The sequence below is a fragment of the Halobacterium rubrum genome (assembly GCF_021729015.1).
Classification (GTDB): domain Archaea; phylum Halobacteriota; class Halobacteria; order Halobacteriales; family Halobacteriaceae; genus Halobacterium; species Halobacterium rubrum.
In genome coordinates, this window is sequence record NZ_JAJQQZ010000001.1 from 464,599 (window position 1) to 483,322 (window position 18,724).

Sequence of the window (18,724 nt, forward strand, 5' to 3'; positions counted from 1 at the left end):
CGGACGCGTTTCATGGTGACCGCTATCCGTGAACGTCGTCAAGCAGGTGCAGGCGACGCTGGAACAGCTCGCCACGACGCAGGCCCGCGTCGGCGCGACAGTCACGCTCGCGGTCGTCGCCGCAGTGCTCGCGTGGCTGTTCGCGCCCCGCGTCGTCCGGACCGTCCACCGCGAGGTGACGGGTCGCCTCCTCGCCAACGAGCGCGTGCCCGTGGACCTCGACTCGTTCGACATCGGGTTCCCGGTGACGTTCGTCGTGCGCACCATCCAGCTGGCGCTGTTCGTGCTGGCGTCGCTGATGGTGCTGGTCGTCTGGGGGTACGTCGACGTCGCCGTGGCGGCCGTCGAGGCCATCGTCGGCACGATTCCGCTGTTCGTGCGCGTGCTCGTCACCATCTCGCTGGTGGCGGCGACGCTCGTCGGCATCGACGTCCTCGAGGACCGCGTGGACGCGTACGCCGAGGAGTCCGACGCCCTGAATCAGCACCAGCAGGGCGTCGTGTTCCGCGTGCTGCAGGTGAGCGTGCTGGTCGCGGCGACCATCGCGTCGCTGTCCGTCTGGGGCGTGAACCTCGGCGGGCTGCTGGTCGGCGCGGGGTTCCTCGGCATCGTCATCGGTACGGCCGCCCGGACGACCATCGGCTCGCTCATCGCGGGGTTCGTGTTGATGTTCGCGCGGCCGTTCGAGATCGGTGACTGGGTCGCCATCGGCGAGGACGAGGGCACCGTCACCGACATCACCATCATCAACACGCGCATCCGGAATCCGAGCGGCGAGGAGGTCGTCATCCCGAACGAGAACGTCCTGAACGCGACGGTGACCAACCGCACGAGTATGCAGCGGCTGCGGCTGTCGGTGGACGTCGGCGTGGACTACGACGCCGACGTCGAGGCGGCCGAAGCGGTCATGCAAGACGCGCTGGAGGACCTGAACCGCGTGCTCTCGAATCCCACCCCGCAGGTGGTGCCGAAGTCGCTGGGTGACTCGGCGGTCGTCCTGGAGTGCCGGTTCTGGATCGACCACCCGAGCCCGGCGAAGCGCGCGATGGTGACCGCCGACGTGGTGCGGGGCGTGAAGGCGGCGCTCGACGACGCCGGCATCAAGATCCCGTACCCGCAGCGCGAACTGCTCGGGCGGGAGGAGGACGGCGGCCTCGGCATCGACCACCGGGAAGGGCGTGCGGAACTGACGCGGGACCGCTGACGTCTCGGCGTTCTCGCTTTTGCAGTGGCTTCTGCACCGGCCACACACCGGATTCGACGCGACGCAGACGGCGCTGTCGCTACGGGCCGGTCGAATGAAACTGAATCGCCGCGTCGGTCACTCGTCGATGTCGTAGAGCGTGATGCGCCCGGTCTGCCGGACGACGACGAAGAAGTCGTGGTACGAGAACGACACCCGGAGGCTGCCCGGGGTGTCGGGCTGGTCTGGTTCGATAACCCGGTTCAGCGCGTCGGTGTCGACGGCGTCGTGAAGTGGGTCGAGGTCGATCGGGTCGAGGTCGATGGCGTCTGCGACGGTCTCGACGACTGCGGTCGCCGGGGTGACGTCCGCCCAGGCGTAGTTTCGACTGAGCGGGGTCGTTTCGGCGAGCGTGGCGTCTCCGTCGGAAGTGCTCCGATTCGTGCTCAACATGCTCCGTACCGGACGTGTGTTACCCTCACAAATATAACTTCCGTGACTATTGTGGGGGATTCTGGTAACTACCCGGAAACCACCCTCCGAGTGCGCCGGCCTCAACACTCGAGAATACAACTTGGAAATCTAACTACAGACCGTGTACAACTCTGCACGGGTCGCCGGACAGGTGATGCTTGTACGTCATGAACAATACTGAACTCGCCGGCCGTTTACGCGCGCCGTCCCCGGGTTCCACTCAGGCTTCCTGGGGGTCGCCGCGGTCCGCCAGCAGGTCCCGGAGGTCGTCGGAGTCGTCGACCTCCTCCAGTTCCTCGCGCTCCACGATGGCGGTGTCGTCGACGGACTCCCGGCTCGCCTCGTCGACGACGTAGACGGCCCGCGTGTGCGTCACCTCGCCGACGGAGCTCATGATTCGGGCGCGCTTCACCGCAGCCTCGGTGAACGACGAGTGGCCAGTGAGCAGCCGGTCCGGGCCGGCGGACTCCTCGCTGACGGCCTTGAACGGCGCCCGAACCGTCGGGTGGACCTCGAAGCCGACTCGGGCCAGCACCGAGAGCACGGGCACGTCCTCGGGGGCCGCCTCCGGGTCCTCGGGCGTCGGGTCGGCGTCCCGGACGTCCTCGGCGCCCTCCATCACGGCCACGGGCGACGTGAGCTCGCCGCCGAACAGCTCCTCGAGGCGCATCGCCACGTCGATGCTGGCGTTCATCCCGTCCTCGTACTTCGAGACCGTCCGCCGGGAGACGCCGAGCTCGGACGCGAGCTGTCCGAGGCTCAGGTCCTCGTCCTCGCGGCGGTCCGCCAGCACCTCGCCGTCGATGTTCACGTAGAGACCGCCCGGTGCTGCGTACACCAGCGGCGGCATCCCCTCGACGAACAGCTCCATGGCCGTGTCCGGGCTGAACACGGGGACGCCGTGCCGGAAGTACACCACGCCCGGGTCGAGCTCCTCGTCGCGCGTCCGCAGCCCCACTACGAGCGGGGTCGCCTGCAGGTACGTCCCGAGCCGCCGCATCTCGGCACCCGTCTCCGCGTCGAACGCGTCGATGTTGCCGAGAATCTTCACCAGCACCACGTCGTCGCCGCGGCGCGCGGCGACGTCGAAGCTCTTCGGGCGCGTCGCACACCGGTCGCTCACCGAAAAGCCCGCGTCTGCGAGCATCGCGGTGACGTTCTCGATGAGAGCCGACCGTGACATACTCGGTGGTAAGTCTTTCGGGCCATATATGCGTTGTGACGGCGACAGCGCCGCTTGCCCCGATTTTCCCGAGACGACACGTCGACGGCGCCCTCCTACGACCCCGCGGTTCGACCGCAACCGGAAAACCGCTGCCCACCGTACACCGCGCCATGACCGTCGTGGCGCTCGACGACACCGACTCCCGGACGGCGGGGATGTGTACGACGTACGCCGCCCACCTCGTCGCCGAGGAACTCCGGGATGTCGGCGTCGACGTCGACCGTGTCCTGCTCGTGCGCCTGAACCCCGCCGTCGCCTACAAGACCCGGGGGAACGCCGCGCTCGCCGTCCACGCCGACGTCGACCTGCTGGTCGCCCGCGACGTCGCGTCCAGAGTCGTCGAGGAGCACGCCGAGGTCGGCGACGACCGCACTAACCCCGGCGTCGTCGTCGCCCACGAGGCCGACGCGCCCCCCGCAGTCGCCGCGTTCGCCGAGCGCGCGCTCCGCGAGGACATCGACCCCGCCGAAGCGGAGGCGCTCGCGGCGGCCCACGGCTACGAGACCGCGGGCTGGGGGAACGGCCGGGGCGTCGTCGGTGCGCTCGCCGCCGTCGGCGCGTGGACAGCGTTCGACGACTGGACCTACGAGTGCATCCACTACCGGCCACGGGACCGCTGGGGGACCGACCGAATCGTCGACGCCGAGAGCGTCTTCGACGCCGCCGACGCCGCCTACCCGGACGCCTGGGACACCGTCGACCGCGGCGAGGGCGAACTCGTCTGCGTCCCCCACACGCCCGGCCCAATCCTCTACGGCGTCCGGGGCGACGACCCCGAGACCGTCCGGTGGGTCGCCGACGAGTTCGACAGCGAGCCCGTCCACGCCAGCGAGCTGTTCGTCGCCAATCAGGGCACCGACGCCCACCTCGCCGACGCCGCGCTCGCCGACGTCGAAGACGGTCGCGCGTACCGCGTGGACGCCACGGTAGCCGGCGGCCCCGAGACCCGCGAGGGCGGCCACGTCTTCGTCCCCGTCGAGGACGACGACGACGCGACACTGCAGTGCGTGGCGTTCGAGCCGACCAAGCGCTTCCGGGCCCACGTCCGGCGGCTGCGGCCCGGCGACCGCCTCACCGTCTGCGGCGAGGTCGCCGACGGCACCCTCAAGCTGGAGAAGTTCGCCGTCCGCGACCTCGTCACGACCGAACGCGTCACGCCCACCTGTCCCGGCTGCGGGACGAACATGGAGAGCGCGGGCGCCGACCAGGGCTACCGCTGCCGGGACTGCTCGACGACCGCGGGTGGCAAAGAGCGGCAGGCGCTCGACCGTGACCTCGACGCCGGCTGGTACGAGGTTCCGCCGTGTGCGCGCCGCCACGTCGCGAAGCCGCTGGTCCGCGAGGACTGGGATGCACCCGTCCATCCCGAGCGATAGGGAAGAGTTTTGCGGCGATTATCGCTCGTTCGCAGGGTGCCCCAACGCTTTACCGTACTGTCCGAGAAGCTGTAAATATGCCACCGGGCAGCCGTACCCACCGCGACGACGACGCTGTCGCAGAGCCCGACGAACAGCCCGAGAGCGCTGCGTCCGGGCGGGTGCTCGCCCGGGTCGAGTCGGCCGACGACGGCCACGAGGAGTGCACGCTGTTCCCGGCCGACGCCGACGCCGACGAGCTCGTCACGACGTGGCTGACCGCGGCCGACGACGCGTTCGTCGACCTCGACGACTGCCGCTAGTCCGCCTTCAGCCCGCTCCCCGTCAGCGCGACGACCACGTCCTCGCTCCCGTCGAGTGTCCCGTTCTCGCGGTACGTTTCGAGTCCAGCGACCGCCACGGCGCTGGTCGGCTCGACGTAGAACCCGCGCTCGTGGAGCGCAGCCAGCGCCCGCTCGGTCGCCGCCTCGCCGCACGCGATTGCGTCACCGCCGGAGTTCTCGATAGCGCCGAGAAGCTGGTCGAAGCGCGCCGGCTCGCGAATCTGGATGCCGTCGGCGACGTCGTTGCGCGCCGCCGCAGCCGGGCCGTGTAGCTCCTCGACGACCGGCGCGACGCCCTCGGCCTGCACGCCGAGCAGTCGCGGCACCTCGTCCGTCCAGCCCGCGTCCCGGAGCTTCTCGAACCCGCGGTAGGCGCCGAGGAACAGCGTCCCGTGGCCCAGCGGGAGCACGACCGCGTTCGGCACGTCCCAGTCGCGCTGCGCCGCGAGCTCGTACGCGAACGTCTCCGTGCCAGCGTAGAACGCCGGGTTCCACGCGTGGCTCGCGTACCACGCCTCGCCGCCCACGGCTTCCCGGACGCAGGCGTCCGTGACGTCCTGCCGGCTCCCCTCGACTCGCACGGGTGTCGCGCCCGCCGCCTCGATGGCGTCGAGCTTCGACTGTTTGGCGTCCGCCGGCACGTAGATGTCGGCGTCGACGCCCGCCCGCGCGGCGTACTGCGCGATGGCCGCGCCGGCGTTCCCCGAGGAGTCCTCGACGACGCGCTCCACCCCGAGCTCCGCCGCCCGGGAGAGCGTGAGCGCCGCGCCCCGGTCCTTGTAGCTCCCCGACGGGAACACGTAGTCGAGCTTGAACTGGGCGTCCCACGCCGCCGACTCGGCGACCGGCGTCCACCCCTCGCCGAGGGTCACCTCGCGGCCGACGGGCAGGAACGCGTCGAACGCCCACAGCCCCGCCAGCGGGTCGACGTCCGGCTTCTCGCCGTCGGGCAGCGGGCGCTCGGCGAAGTCCAGCGCGTGCCCGCACTCGGGACAGCGCCACGGCTCGTCGGCCCCCGACTCGCAGGTCGCGCCACACGACCGACACTCGAGCATGCCTCACCGGACGCCGCCCGCTCACCTGAGCGTGGCGGTTCCCGGAAGTGGAGCGCCGACCAGCGACGCGCCGGTGTCAGTACGTGTCCACGCTCGTCCCCACCGAGCAGACGTACTCGCCGGTGGCGACCTGGGGCTTGCGGCGGGTGCGCCAGAAGATGCCGTCGGTGTCGGCGGTGACCGTCGCCTTCAGCGTGCCGAAGGGGTCGGTGACCTCGAACAGCGTGTCGCCGGCGTCGACGCGGTCGCCGAGGGCCACCTCGTAGTCGACGAGCCCGCCGACGGGGGAGCCGTAGCGGTCGAACTCCTTGGCGCGCGTCTGCGGCCCGGTCTCCAGGTCCCCGTCGAGGAAGCCGTAGTAGCGGAGGACGTTGAAGACGCCGTCGACGCCGTACCGGATCGACTCCTGGTCCCAGCCGACGCAGCCGCCGAGCTCCGGGTCGACGGTGGGGATGCCGTTGTCTGGGCCGGCGCGCGCGAGCTGACCGTCCGGCCCCTTCTGGTCGAGGACGTGCCCGCACCCGAACACCTTCGCGAGCTTGAGACACTGCGAGTGCAGCCGGTGGTGGCGGCCACACCGCACCCGGACCTCGTTGATCATCCGCGACGTCGAGGCCTGGTGGAGGTCGAGGATGAGGTCGGCGTCCTCGGCGGCCGAGAACGTCGCGTTCGCGATGCGCTCGCTCGAGGAACCGTCGGCGTTCCCGGGGTACGCCCGGTTGAGCTTCGTGTCGTCGATGGGGTTGCGGTGTTCGGCGACGTTGAACGCAGGGAGGTTCGTGACGCCGACGACGCGCACTTCGCCGGCCAGCTCGGCGGGGTCGAGCTGGGGGACGACGCGCCGCACGACACCGACGCCGTTGAGTTCGTCGCCGTCGCTCGCTGCCTGCACGTACAGCGTCTTGCCGTCGCGTTCGCCGTTCACGACCGCGACCGGCAGCCCGAGGCTGGTGCCGTCGCGGGTCTCACCGACCGTGAGGCGGCCGGTGTCGAGTTCGCCGGGGCCGGCAGACGCGGTGCCGAGGGTCGTCATTACGTCCTGATTCCGGCGGCCGTACCTTCAGCGATTCGGTCGGGGAACCGACGGGGCTAAGCCCGGCCCGCCACAACCGGCGGATATGCCCGAGCGGCCCGGCGTGCAGAACCTGATGCAGACGCTGGACGTGGCGACACAGGCCAAACGCGGCCTCCTGGTGGGGGTGCTGGCCGCGGCCGCGACCTACTGGTTCTTCGTGGTGGCGTCGGGCGGGGCGGTGTACCCGACGCCGTACCTGGCGGGGCTGGCGCTCGTGCTGGCGTTCACGGTGACGCTGCTGGCGACGGCGCTGTTCACCGTCGGCGCCGCCTACCGGGTGACGAAATCTCTCGAGTAGCGGAGCTGACACGACCGGTGCGGGCAGCATCGCGACTGCCACAGTACTGAAATAGGTGCAGGTAGTCGCCGGGGGTGATGGGTGACGACGACTTCCCGACTCGGCTCGCGGCCGCGACCGGCGACGACGGGGACGGCGGGGACGGCCTCCCCCCGGCGTCCTCCGTCGTGGCGGGCCTGCTGCGGCCGCTCCGGGGAGCCGACCGGTCGAAAGGCGGCCACCGGTACGAGACGGCCGCGACGGACCGGTCCGCGAAGCGATGGGTGTACACGACCGACGTCTCGTTGCGCGGCGTCGAGTGCACGTCGAAGCTCGTCGTCTTCCGCAGACACGGCTACGTGTACGCCTACCACGGGCTGGAGCCCGAGTCCGACGGCGGGCTGCTCGTGCGGTTCCGCGGCTCGGACTCGGAGTACGACGCCTTCGACGTCGACGAGTCGGCCGTGGACGCGCTGGAGGAGCGCCGCCGGCAGCTCGCCGCCGCGGGCGTGGTCGGGCAAGTGACCGCCGTCCAGCCGGCGGACGGCCCGGCGGGGTTCAAACTCCGGTTCGAGACCGGGGAGACGTCGATGATGGACGCGCAGTCGTTCACCGACGGCCGCGACTACGTGCAGACGCCGCTGCCCGACCTCGCGCTGACCGTGATAGAACGGGAACGCGGCTGGCTGGCGGACTGAGCGCCCGCCTGTCGGCGACGAGCCGTGCTGTCACGCGGCCAGCGCCCGGAGCTTCTCGGCGCCGCTGCGAGTGCCCTTCGCGAGCAGCACGTCGCCCGGGCGGACGGCCGTCTCCGGGCCGGGTTCGACGACCCACGCCTCGGCCTCGTCCGGACTGTCGCCGCGCCGCACTGCGACGACCCGCATCCCGGTCTGGGTCTTCACGCGCTCGTCGCCGAGCGTCGTGCCCGCGAGCACGCTGTCGGCCTCGACCGGAACCCGGACGACCACTTCGTCGGAGGCTTCGACGGCCTCCTGCACGACGATGTGCGTGTCGAGCCCGCGGAGCACGCCCTCGCTGATCTCGACGGCGGCGTCGCTGATGACCTCGGTGGCGGTCGCGATGTGGACCAGCCCCCGAAGCGACACCGGGTCGGGGACGTCGGCGGCCGCCCGCAGCGTCCACGCCTCGAAGCGTGACTTCAGGGCGTCGACCTCCGCCTCCAGTTCGACGACCTCGGCGGCGAGCCCGTCGTCGTCGAACAGCACTGCGCCGTACGCGAGGTCGACGGCGAGCTCGCTCATGTTCTTCATCAGGACGACGGAGTCGACGGCGCGTCCGAGGTCCTCGACGTCCGGCTCGGCGGCCGCCGGCCGGTCGTACGCCACGCCCGTCGCCGTCTCGAAGACGGCCGCCACGCCCGTCTCCGGCCCCCGCAACAGGAGCACGTCGCCGGCCCGCAGCGTCGTCTCCCGGTCGGGGTTCGGCAGCCAGTCGGAGCTGGTGCCCGCTCCGCCTTCGCCATGGCCCTCGCGCCTGATGGCGATGACGCGCACGCCAGTCGCGGTCTCGAGGTCGACGTCGCCGAGGGTCCGGTCGGCGTACTTCGAGTCGGCGGCCAGCTCCGCCCGCACCAGCGACTCGGCGGCCTCCGGGAGCGCTGCCCGCATCGCGTCCGGCAGCCCGACGTCCTCCCGGACGACCTTCGCGATGTCGCCGGCGGCGTCGCTCATCTTCTCCGTCGCCGCCACGACCCCGAGCACTGGCGCCAGCGACTCGGCGTCCTCGGGGCTGCGCGCGGCCATCAGCAGCGTCATCCGCGCCCGCAACTGGAGGACGTCCATGCGCTCCTCCAGCCGCAGGACTTCCTCGGCCACGTCGTCGCTGCCGTGCAGCACCGCCGAGAACGAGAGGTCCACGAGGAGCTCCGCCGTGTCCTTCAGCTCCACGAGGAGCTCTTTCGCGCTCGCCGGCTCGTACTCGACGCGGCCACCCATGTCTCGTCGTTCGCTCCGGCTCGCGTTAAACGTTGGCGTGCCCGGAACCGGAATCGATTTCCGGGATTCCACACGAAAAACCGATACCCATTAGGACCGGCACGGGCGAGCCTAGGCCATGTCCGACGAACTCAAGAAGGGCCTCGAAGGTGTGCTCGTGGCCGAGTCCGAGTTGAGCTTCATCGACGGCGACGAGGGGAAACTCGTCTACCGCGGCTACACCATCGAAGACCTCGCGCGCGACGCCAGCTACGAGGAAGTCCTGTACCTCCTCTGGCACGGCGAACTCCCGACACGCGAGGAACTGGACGCCTTCCGCGCGGACATGGCGAGCCACCGCGAGGTCGACGACGACGTCCTCGACCTCGTCGCGGACCTCGCCGACGCCGACGCGGAGCCGATGGCAGCGCTGCGAACGGCCGTCTCGGAGCTGTCGGCGTTCGACGGCGACAGCGACGCCGAGCCGACCGACCGCGAGGCGAACCTCCGGAAGGGCAAGCGCATCACCGCGAAGATTCCGACCATCGTCTCGGCGTTCGCGCGACTGCGTGACGGCGACGACGTCGTCGACCCCCGCGAGGACCTCGACCACGCCGCGAACTTCCTCTACATGCTGAACGACGAGGAGCCCGACGACGTCCTCGCCGACGTCTTCGACCAGGCGCTCGTCCTGCACGCCGACCACGGCCTGAACGCCTCGACGTTCTCCGCGATGGTCACCTCTAGCACGCTCGCGGATGTCCACTCCGCGGTCACCTCGGCCATCGGCACGCTCTCCGGCAGCCTCCACGGCGGCGCGAACGCCAACGTCATGCGCATGCTCCAGGAGGTCGACGACAGCGACAAGGACGCCCTCCAGTGGGTGCAAGACGCTCTCGACAGCGGCGAGCGCGTGATGGGCTTCGGCCACCGCGTCTACAACGTCAAGGACCCGCGCGCGAAGATTCTCGGCGAGCGCAGCGAGGAGCTCGGTGAGGCCGCCGGCGACACGAAGTGGTACGAGATGAGCGTCACCATCGAGGACTTCATGGCCGAGGAGAAGGGCCTCGCGCCGAACGTCGACTTCTACTCGGCGTCCACCTACTACCAGATGGGCATCCCCGTCGACATCTACACGCCCATCTTCGCCATGAGCCGCGTCGGCGGCTGGGTCGGCCACGTCCTCGAACAGTACGAGGACAACCGCCTCATCCGGCCGCGCGCCCGCTACACCGGCGAGGCGGACCGCGACTTCCCGAGCGTCGACGAGCGGTAAGCGCGTAACAGCGGCCCGCAGGCGCTCGCTATTCCTCGCGTTCGATCTCGTCGAACAGTGCGACGACCAGCCCTTCGACCTCGTCTCTGATTTCGCGGACGCGCTCGGGGGCTTCGCCGCCGGGGTCGTCGAGCGCCCAGTCGCGGACGTCGACTCCGTCGACGTCCCCGAGGTCCAGCGTCGAACAGCCCATCGTGGCGACGTAGTCGCAGTCTCGCAGCTCCGCCTCGCCGATCTCGCGGGGCTGGCGGTCCGAGAGGTCGAAGCCGGCGTCGGCCATCGCGTCGAGGACGCCGTCGTGGACGCTGTCAGCCGGGTGGGTGCCGCCGGTGAGCACCTCGACCTCGTCACCGAGGTCGCGGCGGTCGACCTCCCGCTCGGCGAAGGCGGCCGACATCTGGGAGCGGCCCGCGTTCTGCACGCAGACGAACGCGAGGGTGGTGGTCACGCGACCACCTCCCGAGCCGCGTGCAGCGCACGTCGCGCCGCAGGCGAGACGGCGTTTTGCACGCAGACGGACGCGAGTCGGAGCGATTCAGTGTCCTCGGTGGGTGTGGAGTCGGTGGACATGCGTTGTGGTGGTGGTCAGTCGTCGGTCGGGGCGGTCGAGTCGGCGGAGCCGTCACCGCGCCCGGCCCAGTCGAAGCGGTCCTGGAAGTACAGCGCGACGTTCACCAGCGCGAGCAACACCGGCACCTCGATGAGCGGGCCGACGACGGTGGCGAACGCGACGCCGGAGCCGACGCCGAAGACGGCGACGGCGACGGCGATGGCGAGCTCGAAGTTGTTCGAGGCGGCGGTGAAGCCGATGGCGGTCGTGGTGGAGTAGTCGGCGCCGATGCCCCGCCCCATCGCGAAGCTCACGAGGAACATCACGACGAAGTAGACGGTCAGCGGCACGGCGAGCAAGAGCACGTCGCCGGGCGAGGCGACGATGGTCTCGCCCTGCGTGGCGAACATCACGACGACGGTGAACAGCAGCGCGACGAGCGTCAGCGGGTCGATTCTGGGGACGAACTCGTCGTCGTACCACTGCTCGCTTTTGACCCTAGTGCTGACGTACCGGGTGAGGAAGCCGGCGGCGAACGGGATGCCGAGGAAGACGACGATGGCCTCGAACACCTGTCCGGGCGAGATGGAGAACGTCTCGATGCCGGCGACCAGCGACTCCATACCGAGCAGCGGCGGGAGCACGAGCGCGAACAGCCAGACGTAGACGCCGTAGGTGAGAATCTGGAAGAGGCTGTTGAACGCGACGAGGCCGGTGACGTACTCCGTGGAGCCCTCCGCGAGCTCGTTCCAGACCAGCACCATCGCGATGCAGCGCGCCATCCCGATGAACACGAGGCCGAGGAAGTACTCGGGGCGGGCGGGCAGCCCGGGCACGACGCCGCCGAAGAAGACGACGGCGAGCGTGAACATCAGCGTCGGCCCGATGAGCCAGTTCTGGACGAGGCTCAAGCTCAGCACGCGGTAGTTCGAGAACACGGTTCGGAGCCGCGAGTAGTCGGCTTTCGCCAGCGGCGGGTACATCATCAGTATCAGGCCGACCTCGACGAGGTGGAGGTCCTGAATCGGCGCCGTGACCGAGGGCGCGGCGAACCCGAGCGCGACGCCGACGGCCATCGCGCCGAGAATCCAGACGGTGAGGTACTTGTCGAGGAAGTCCATCGACCGCGGGTCGCCGCAGGCGTCGCAGCCGCAGTCCGGGCCGTGGTCGTGGGCGACCTCACTCATCGACGCTCACGCTCCCGTCGAGGACGGTGACGAGTGCGACCGCGCGGTTCGTCGCGCGGTACTTCTTCCAGCGGCCGTCCTTCCGGGCGTCGACGAGCCCGGCGTCGGCCAGCCGGGAGAGCGCGTGGCTGAGCCCGCTCTCGGAGACGTCGACGAGGGCGTCCAGTTCGCAGACGCAGAGTTCGCCGTCGGCGGCCACCAGCACCCGGACGAGCGTGTACCGGGTCTCGCTGGCGACCGCGGAGAGGACGTCGAGTTCGGCGTCGACGCGCTCCGGACCGATCGCGGTTTCGAGCGCGCTCAGTTCGTCGAGGCGCCGGTCGACGTCCTCGTCCCGGCACTCCCCGAGCTCGTCGTCGAGGTACCGCCGCAGCCGCTCGGTGGCTTCTGCCATCGTTAGCCAGTTGAACGAACGCTCAATTATACGTTCCGGTACGCGTGGCTGAAACTGGTGAAAGAGCTCTGCTCGGGAACGTAGCGCTCTATAGATTTAGGCGTGATTAGTAGTAGTTCAACTATCGCTGCGCTCGGCCATCATGCCGGCAGCGCGGTCGGCCCAGCCGCTGTAGTGGAAGCCGACGGCGACCACCAGCGCCATCCAGGCGTTCGAGAGGCCGACGCTCCAGTACGCCGCAGTGACGCCCCAGCCGAGCGCGACGCCGGCGACGTACGCGAACCCGACGAGGAACCCGAACATGCCGGTGGCGCGCGCGAGCAGCGGGATGCGGGTCTCGCTCGCGCCCTGGAGTGCGCCCGACAGCGCCGTGAACGAGACGAGGAAGGGGGCACTCACGCCGTACACCTGCGCGAACGGAACGGCGTACCGGAGCGTCGCCGGCGTGTCGTCGAGCAGCGAGACGAGCGGGCGGGCGTAGACGGCGAGCAGGACGCCGACGGCGCCGACCGTGACGACGCCGAGGGCGGCGACCGCCCAGCCGTTGTACCGCGCGCCACCGGGGTCGCCTTCGCCGAGCGCCTGCCCGACGACGACGTTCGCGGCGACGCTGTAGCCACGGGAGAGCGGGCCGGTAACCTGCTGGTAGGCCCGCCGGCCGACCTGGAAGGCGGCGTTGACGTTCGTGCCGAAGGTCAGCAACACGGCGTTGAACGGGAACTCCGCGAGCGTCGAGCTCAGCCCCTCGGCGATTTTGGGGACGCTGACGACGAACAGCTGCCTCGTGACGACGGCGGACTCGGGGCGCGCGAACCCGGCTTCGGTCGCGCCCGAGGCGATGGCGACCGTGAGCGCGAGCGCCGTGAAGACGTTGCCGGCGGCGGTCGCGAGACCGACGCCGAGCACGCCGAGCTCCGGCAGGCCGAAGAACCCGAGGCCGAGGCCGACGCTGCCGAGGACGTTCCCGACGTTCGCGACGGCGTTGACGTACATCGGCGTCCGGGTGTCGCCCGTGCCCTGCAGCGAGCGCGCCGCGACGAGCGCGACGTGGCGTGCGGGCGCCGTGGCGAGCACGACGGCGAGGTAGGTGCCGCCCAGCCGGACCACGTCCGGCGCGGCGCCGAGCAGTCGAATCGCGTCGGCGCCGAACAGCACACCGAACGCGGCGAACGGCACGCCGACGAGCGCGCCGACAAGAATCGCCTGCGTGACGGCCTCGTCCCGGGTGGCGGTGGCGCCCCGGCCGGTGTCCTGACTGGAGAGGCTGATGGCGCCGCCGCCGAGGCCCAGCCCGACCCGCAGCGGGAACCGCGCGTAGAGATCCGCGAGCCCGACCGCGACGACTGCGGCGGGCGAGATGGCCGCCGTGACGGCGACGTCGACAGTCCGCATCAGTGTGCGCAGCGTCTGCTCGGCCATCACGGGCCACGCCAGCGCGAACACGCGCCGCCACACCGACCGCAGCCGCGAGTACACACCGACAGGTCGGCGGCCCGCCGGATGGAGCTACCGGTCCCGGAAAGTCGGGACGCGTCGCCGTGCAGTCTGCCACTTTCACTTTCACTCCGGTTCGGTCGGTTTTATGTTGGTGGCGGGTCTCATCCCAAATGTCACACGCTCCATTTTCGCGTTCTTCGCCGCTCACCACCAACGGTTAAATCCGGACCAGCCATACCGGCGGGTATGCTCGAACTCGACGACGTGCTCGCCGCCCGCGACCGCGTCTCCGAGACGGCCCGCCACACACCACTGGACTACTCGCACACCTTCTCTCGGATGACGGGCGCCGACGTCCACCCGAAACTGGAGTGCTTCCAGCGCACCGGCTCGTTCAAGATCCGGGGCGCCACCAACCGCGTCCGCACGCTCTCCGACGACCAGCAGGCCCGCGGCGTCGTCACCGCGTCCGCGGGCAACCACGCGCAGGGCGTCGCGCTCGCGGCGAGCCGGTCCGGCGTCGACTCGAAGGTCGTGATGCCGGAGACCGCGCCCATCTCGAAGGTCAAGGCGACGAAGAGCTACGGCGCCGAGGTCGTCCTCCACGGCGCCGACTACGACGAAGCGCAGGCGCACGCCCACGAACTCGAGGACGCCGAGAACCGCACGTACGTCCACGCGTTCGACGACGAGTACGTCATGGCCGGCCAGGGCACGCTGGGCCTCGAAATCGCCGAGGACTGTCCGAACGTCGACACCGTCGTCGTCCCCATCGGTGGGGGCGGACTCATCTCCGGCGTCGCCACCGCCCTCAAGGGCGAGCTCGACGACGTGCGCGTCGTCGGCGTGCAGGCCGAGGGCGCCTCGACGGTCGCGCAGTCCCTCGACAAGGGCCAGCCCCAGGGCGTCGACCACGTCGACACCATCGCCGACGGCATCGCCGTCCGGCAGGTCGGCCAGAAGACGTTCCCCGTCATCCAGGAGCGCGTCGACGAGGTCGTCACCGTCTCCGACGACGAGATCGCGACCGCGCTCGTCCTGTTGCTCGAACGCGGGAAGACGCTCGTCGAGGGCGCCGGCGCCACCCCGCTGGCGGCCGTCCTCGAGGAGAAGTTCGACTACGACGACGGGGAGACCATCGTCCCCGCGCTCTGCGGCGGCAACATCGACCTCAACCTCCTCACGACGGTCATCGTCCGGGGGCTCGTCGACCAGGGCCGCTACGTGAAGGTCCGCACCGTGCTCAAGGACCGGCCGGGCAGCCTCAACACCCTGCTGGACGCCGTCGCCGACGAGCGCGCGAACATCTACGCCATCCAGCACGACCGCACCAACCGCGACATCGCGATGAACGCCACCGAGGTCGAACTGGACCTCGAGACCCGCGGCCCCGAGCACGTCGACCGCCTGCTCGACCGCATCCAGGACGAGGGTTTCGACGTCACCGTCCTCAACGGCCCCCGCATCGAGAGCGACTGACTCCCGGACTCCGGCGGCCGGATGGACGACCGGCTCTGGCCCGTTTCTCCTACGTTTAAGACGAGGGGGAGCGACGATTCGGACATGAAGCGCATCATCGAGACTCCCGACGCGCCCGCCGCCGTCGGCGCGTACAGTCAGGCGACGACCAACGGCGACGTCGTGTTCACCGCCGGCCAGATTCCGATGACGCCGGACGGCGACCTGCTCGACGACGAACCCATCGACGTCCAGACACGCCAGAGCCTCGAGAACGTCAAGGCCATCCTCGAGGAGGAGGGCCTGAACATGCAGGACGTCCTCAAGGTCTCCGTGTTCATGGACGACATCGAGGACTTCGACGACATGAACGAGACCTACAAGGAGTACTTCCAGGACAATCCGCCCGCGCGCTCCGCGGTCGAGGTCGCGAACCTCCCGAAGGGCGTCGGCGTCGAGATCGAAGCCATCGCCGCGCAGCGCGACTAGCGAGAGAGCAGCATGGTCGACGCGCGCACGAAGTCGACGGCGCTCTGGGGGGTCGTCGGCGCGCTGGCGTTCCTCGTGCTCGCACAGGGCTACCTCCTGATAGCGGGCCAGCGCGTCGCCTACAGCGCCCTGTTCGGCGTCGCAGCCGTCGTCTTCGCCGCCGCCGCAGCCACCTCCCACGTCGCCGCCGGCCGCCTCGGCGGCTGAACGGAAAAGAAGGGTTTAAACGCGCGACCCCGGTACGAACGACTGGGCCGGGATGGCCGAATGGCAAAGCGCACGCCTGGAAAGCGTGTCCCCTTACGGGGTTCAGGGTTCAAATCCCTGTCCCGGCGTTCTCCCCGTACTCGCGCCGCACAGCGACGGTGCTGTCGCTGTGCGCGCGATGCTTGCGTAAACGACGACGGGATTTGAACCACGGCAGACCGAACGCAGTGAGGGCTGGCATCGGGTTCAAATCCCTGTCCCGGCGTAGCTTTTTCCTGCGCTCACTCGACGGCTTCGGCGCCTCGTTCGCTGGCAAAAAGCTACGCCAAAAAGCCGTCCTCACCCCCGTCCGGGGGTTCGTCGGCCAGCGCGCTTCGCGCGCTGTGAATGCTCCGAGTTCGTTCTCACGTTCGAGCGGCTCGTCTCGTCGCGCTGGTGTTCGCGAACTCGGCGAGCCGCCGGCCTACCACTCGACGTAGGTGATGTACGCGGTGTCCTCGTACTCGACCAGCCACGTGCCGTAGGCGTCCGTGGTGTCGATTCCCTCGTGGTCGCGGATGCGGTCGACGACCGACCGGAAGGCGTCGCTCTCCTCGAAGTAGCCGCCGTCGATGGCCGCCTCGACGACGTCGCGTTCGGCCTCGGAGAGCTCCGACAGTTCGAACTGGTAGCGGTCCCGCACGCTGTCGGCGAACGTCTCCACGTCGGAGGAGACTTCGGTCAGTTCGTACCGGTACTCGGTCTCGGTCGTGGTCCGGGACTCGACCGTGACCCGGTACTGGCTGTCCTGGTGGGTCACGACGTCGTACTGGGGTTCGGTGACGAACACCGACTCGTTGCCGACTTCTTCGGCGGTGCCGTACCGGACGCCGAGCTCCTCGCGGCTCGAGTCGGCGTTCTCGTCGGTGACGACCGGTTCGAGGTGCTCGCGGTCCACCTCGGGCAGGTCGGCGTACGCGACCTCGCCGACCGACGGCGTCGAGTCCTCCGGGTTCGTCTCGACCACCACGTCGTAGACGGTCACCTCGTCGCTCTCGAGTTCCGTCGAGGCGACCTCGTAGAACGCGCCGTCGAAACGCACGGTCCCGGACCGGTCGAACAACTCGGTCCGGCTGCGTCGCGTGGCGGTGCCGTTCTCCAGTGCCGCCTCGACGACCGCAGACTCCGTCGAACCGCCGTCGACAGGCGTCGACACCTCGTCGGCGACGTCGTCGGCCGTCGCCTCGTCCATGTCGAGGACGACGGTCGGGTGGGCGCAACCGGCGAGGAAGGGGAGGAGGGCAACTCCGCTCGCGAGGAACTGGCGGCGTCGCATGCGTCTACGGACGCCCAAACGCGGTGAAAGCTTTCTGGTGGGTCGCCCGGGGAGCGACGACGTCGCCGGTCAGTTCTCGCTGTCGCTCACTCGCATCCGGGGGAGCGACCGGTAGGTGAGCGCGCGCCACAGCCACTCCAGTGGGCCGTAGCGGAAGTACCGCAGCCAGAGCACGGACAGCGGGACCTGGACGGCCCAGATGGCGACGACGAACCCGAGGGCTTCGACCCGGGAGACGCGGCCGAACAGTCCGAGGCCGTGGCCGTAGAAGATCGAGGTGGCGACGACCGTCTGGAGGATGTAGTTGCTGAAGGCGGTGCGGCCGACGGCGGCCAGCCAGCGGGTCACGACGCCGGCGGGCCGCCACTTCGCGTACAGCATGACGAGCCCGAGGTAGGCGCCGGCCAGCGGGATGCTCCCCCAGTAGTTGAACTGCGTCCAGTACAGCGCCACCGACGCCGCCCAGTCGTTGGCCTCGATGAACCAGACGCCGGCGAGAATCGTGGCGAGGCCGACGGTGCCGCCGACGGCGACGAGCCGGTGGTAGAAGCCCGCCGACCGCTCGTTGGTCATGACGCCGGTGCGGAACAGCGCCATGCCGTACAGCATCAGGCCGGCGGTCCGCCAGCCCGTCGAGGCGAGGTAGCCGGCCGTCTGTCGGTACACCGACGAGGAGACGCGGTGGTCCATCTGCGCGAGCCAGCCGCTCCGGTAGGTCTCGACCTCGGACTGGATGGTGGACTGGGCGGGCTGCCAGGATGCGGCGAGCTGCTCGGGGCTGGCGGCGAGCGCGGACAGCACCTCCAGCGCGGAGGGGATCACGAGCAGGGCGGTGCCGACCAGCGCGAGCTCGCGGGCGTCCCAGTCGCGCGCGGCGACGACGAACAGCGCGGTGACGCCGTACGCGACGAGGATGTCGCCGTACCAGAGGAGGTAGGCGTGTGCTAACCCGAACGCGACGAGCCACAGCGACCGTCTGAGGTGCAAGCGGACAGCGGGGTCGTCGTCGCGTTCGCGGTTACGGACGAACAGCGCGACGCCGGCGCCGAAGAGTAGCGTGAACAGCGTGATGAACTTCTGTTTCACGAGGACGTGGCCGGCGAGCCACGCCCAGTAGTTCGCGCCCGTGAAGTCGCCGTACGCGGTGGGGTTGAACAGCACGATCTCGGGCATCGAGAACACGCGGATGTTGATGACGAGGATGCCGAGCAGCGCGAACCCCCGGAGGGCGTCGAGGCCGACGACGCGGTCGCTGGGCGCCGTGGGGCTTCGTTCGGAGGTCATCGGCTCGCCTCCGCGGTAGCGTCGGTCTGTACGGCGCTGTGTCGTCCTCGCCGGGCCATCACTCGTCTACGTGGTCGGTTCGGTGTCACAAAAGGTGTGGTTTCCCGGCCGGGCCTGCGCGAACTGTCCGGGGTCGTCGAGAGGGGTCGACGACGGTTCGGTTCCCGGACGTTATCCAGTTGCTACCGCGGGATAGTCGACGCAT

At 69.8% G+C, this 18,724-nt stretch carries 20 protein-coding genes and 1 tRNA gene; 10 read left to right on the forward strand and 11 right to left on the reverse strand.

The window, feature by feature from the left end; genetic code table 11:
- Positions 1-28: 28 nt before the first annotated feature.
- Positions 29-1,204 (forward strand): mechanosensitive ion channel family protein, encoded by a 1,176-nt coding sequence (locus LT971_RS02430; protein ID WP_237005260.1) that lies wholly within the window; start codon positions 29-31, stop codon positions 1,202-1,204.
- A 117-nt stretch (positions 1,205-1,321) separates the two neighbouring features.
- On the opposite strand, the gene LT971_RS02435 is transcribed toward LT971_RS02430, so the two are convergent.
- Together LT971_RS02435 and LT971_RS02440 are read right to left on the reverse strand one after the other, a co-directional pair.
- The gene (locus tag LT971_RS02435) at positions 1,322-1,636 is read right to left on the reverse strand and encodes a HalOD1 output domain-containing protein (RefSeq protein ID WP_237005261.1); all 315 of its coding nucleotides are present in this window, start codon (positions 1,634-1,636) and stop codon (positions 1,322-1,324) included.
- A gap of 241 nt (positions 1,637-1,877) precedes the next feature.
- Positions 1,878-2,840, reverse strand: a complete 963-nt coding sequence (locus tag LT971_RS02440; RefSeq protein ID WP_237005262.1) for a transcriptional regulator — start codon at positions 2,838-2,840, stop codon at positions 1,878-1,880.
- A 152-nt stretch (positions 2,841-2,992) separates the two neighbouring features.
- On the opposite strand from LT971_RS02440, the gene LT971_RS02445 reads away from it, so the two are divergent.
- Positions 2,993-4,258, forward strand: coding sequence for a tRNA(Ile)(2)-agmatinylcytidine synthase (locus LT971_RS02445; protein WP_237005263.1), 1,266 nt, complete (start codon positions 2,993-2,995; stop codon positions 4,256-4,258).
- A gap of 77 nt (positions 4,259-4,335) precedes the next feature.
- Entirely contained in the window at positions 4,336-4,560 is a 225-nt protein-coding gene (locus LT971_RS02450) for a DUF7511 domain-containing protein (RefSeq protein ID WP_237005264.1), read from the forward strand.
- On the opposite strand, the gene LT971_RS02455 is transcribed toward LT971_RS02450, so the two are convergent.
- Together LT971_RS02455 and LT971_RS02460 are read right to left on the reverse strand one after the other, a co-directional pair.
- Positions 4,557-5,636 (reverse strand): pyridoxal-phosphate dependent enzyme, encoded by a 1,080-nt coding sequence (locus LT971_RS02455; protein WP_237005265.1) that lies wholly within the window; start codon positions 5,634-5,636, stop codon positions 4,557-4,559. The two genes, LT971_RS02450 and LT971_RS02455, sit on opposite strands and share 4 nt — an antisense overlap.
- A gap of 76 nt (positions 5,637-5,712) precedes the next feature.
- The gene (locus LT971_RS02460) at positions 5,713-6,669 is read right to left on the reverse strand and encodes a succinylglutamate desuccinylase/aspartoacylase family protein (protein ID WP_237005266.1); all 957 of its coding nucleotides are present in this window, start codon (positions 6,667-6,669) and stop codon (positions 5,713-5,715) included.
- 85 nt (positions 6,670-6,754) lie between these two features.
- Between LT971_RS02460 and LT971_RS02465 the strand changes: the two genes are divergently transcribed.
- The gene (locus LT971_RS02465; RefSeq protein WP_237005267.1) at positions 6,755-7,009 is read left to right on the forward strand and encodes a DUF7536 family protein; all 255 of its coding nucleotides are present in this window, start codon (positions 6,755-6,757) and stop codon (positions 7,007-7,009) included.
- A gap of 77 nt (positions 7,010-7,086) precedes the next feature.
- Positions 7,087-7,686: a hypothetical protein gene (locus tag LT971_RS02470; protein ID WP_237005268.1), complete on the forward strand. Its 600-nt coding sequence runs from the start codon at positions 7,087-7,089 to the stop codon at positions 7,684-7,686.
- Positions 7,687-7,716: 30 nt separating this feature from the next.
- Here LT971_RS02470 and LT971_RS02475 read toward each other — a convergent pair whose 3' ends face one another.
- Positions 7,717-8,943 (reverse strand): potassium channel family protein, encoded by a 1,227-nt coding sequence (locus tag LT971_RS02475; RefSeq protein ID WP_237005269.1) that lies wholly within the window; start codon positions 8,941-8,943, stop codon positions 7,717-7,719.
- A 118-nt stretch (positions 8,944-9,061) separates the two neighbouring features.
- On the opposite strand from LT971_RS02475, the gene citZ reads away from it, so the two are divergent.
- Complete coding sequence (gene citZ / locus LT971_RS02480) at positions 9,062-10,198, forward strand: citrate synthase (protein ID WP_237005270.1); 1,137 nt, start codon at positions 9,062-9,064, stop codon at positions 10,196-10,198.
- Between the two features lie 28 nt (positions 10,199-10,226).
- On the opposite strand, the gene LT971_RS02485 is transcribed toward citZ, so the two are convergent.
- The 4 genes from LT971_RS02485 to LT971_RS02500 form a co-directional block, all read right to left on the reverse strand.
- Positions 10,227-10,646 (reverse strand): arsenate-mycothiol transferase ArsC, encoded by a 420-nt coding sequence (locus tag LT971_RS02485; RefSeq protein WP_280337242.1) that lies wholly within the window; start codon positions 10,644-10,646, stop codon positions 10,227-10,229.
- A 137-nt stretch (positions 10,647-10,783) separates the two neighbouring features.
- Positions 10,784-11,935: an ACR3 family arsenite efflux transporter gene (arsB, locus tag LT971_RS02490; protein WP_237005271.1), complete on the reverse strand. Its 1,152-nt coding sequence runs from the start codon at positions 11,933-11,935 to the stop codon at positions 10,784-10,786.
- Complete coding sequence (locus LT971_RS02495) at positions 11,928-12,329, reverse strand: ArsR/SmtB family transcription factor (RefSeq protein WP_237005272.1); 402 nt, start codon at positions 12,327-12,329, stop codon at positions 11,928-11,930. The genes arsB and LT971_RS02495 overlap by 8 nt, the downstream gene beginning before the upstream one ends.
- Positions 12,330-12,446: 117 nt before the next feature.
- Positions 12,447-13,748, reverse strand: a complete 1,302-nt coding sequence (locus LT971_RS02500) for an MATE family efflux transporter (RefSeq protein ID WP_272904669.1) — start codon at positions 13,746-13,748, stop codon at positions 12,447-12,449.
- A 264-nt stretch (positions 13,749-14,012) separates the two neighbouring features.
- Here LT971_RS02500 and ilvA point away from each other — a divergent pair, with 264 nt between their 5' ends.
- From ilvA to LT971_RS02520, 4 genes are all read left to right on the forward strand, one after another.
- Positions 14,013-15,245, forward strand: coding sequence for a threonine ammonia-lyase (gene ilvA / locus LT971_RS02505; RefSeq protein ID WP_237005274.1), 1,233 nt, complete (start codon positions 14,013-14,015; stop codon positions 15,243-15,245).
- Between the two features lie 84 nt (positions 15,246-15,329).
- Entirely contained in the window at positions 15,330-15,713 is a 384-nt protein-coding gene (locus tag LT971_RS02510; RefSeq protein WP_237005275.1) for a Rid family detoxifying hydrolase, read from the forward strand.
- 12 nt (positions 15,714-15,725) lie between these two features.
- A complete protein-coding gene (locus tag LT971_RS02515) occupies positions 15,726-15,920 on the forward strand; it encodes a DUF7981 family protein (protein WP_237005276.1) in 195 nt (64 codons plus the stop codon).
- A gap of 46 nt (positions 15,921-15,966) precedes the next feature.
- Positions 15,967-16,048 (forward strand) — tRNA-Ser (locus LT971_RS02520).
- Positions 16,049-16,383: 335 nt separating this feature from the next.
- On the opposite strand, the gene LT971_RS02525 is transcribed toward LT971_RS02520, so the two are convergent.
- Positions 16,384-17,235: a hypothetical protein gene (locus LT971_RS02525; RefSeq protein WP_237005277.1), complete on the reverse strand. Its 852-nt coding sequence runs from the start codon at positions 17,233-17,235 to the stop codon at positions 16,384-16,386.
- A gap of 69 nt (positions 17,236-17,304) precedes the next feature.
- Entirely contained in the window at positions 17,305-18,519 is a 1,215-nt protein-coding gene (locus LT971_RS02530; RefSeq protein WP_237005278.1) for a DUF418 domain-containing protein, read from the reverse strand.
- Between the last annotated feature and the right edge of the window lie 205 nt (positions 18,520-18,724).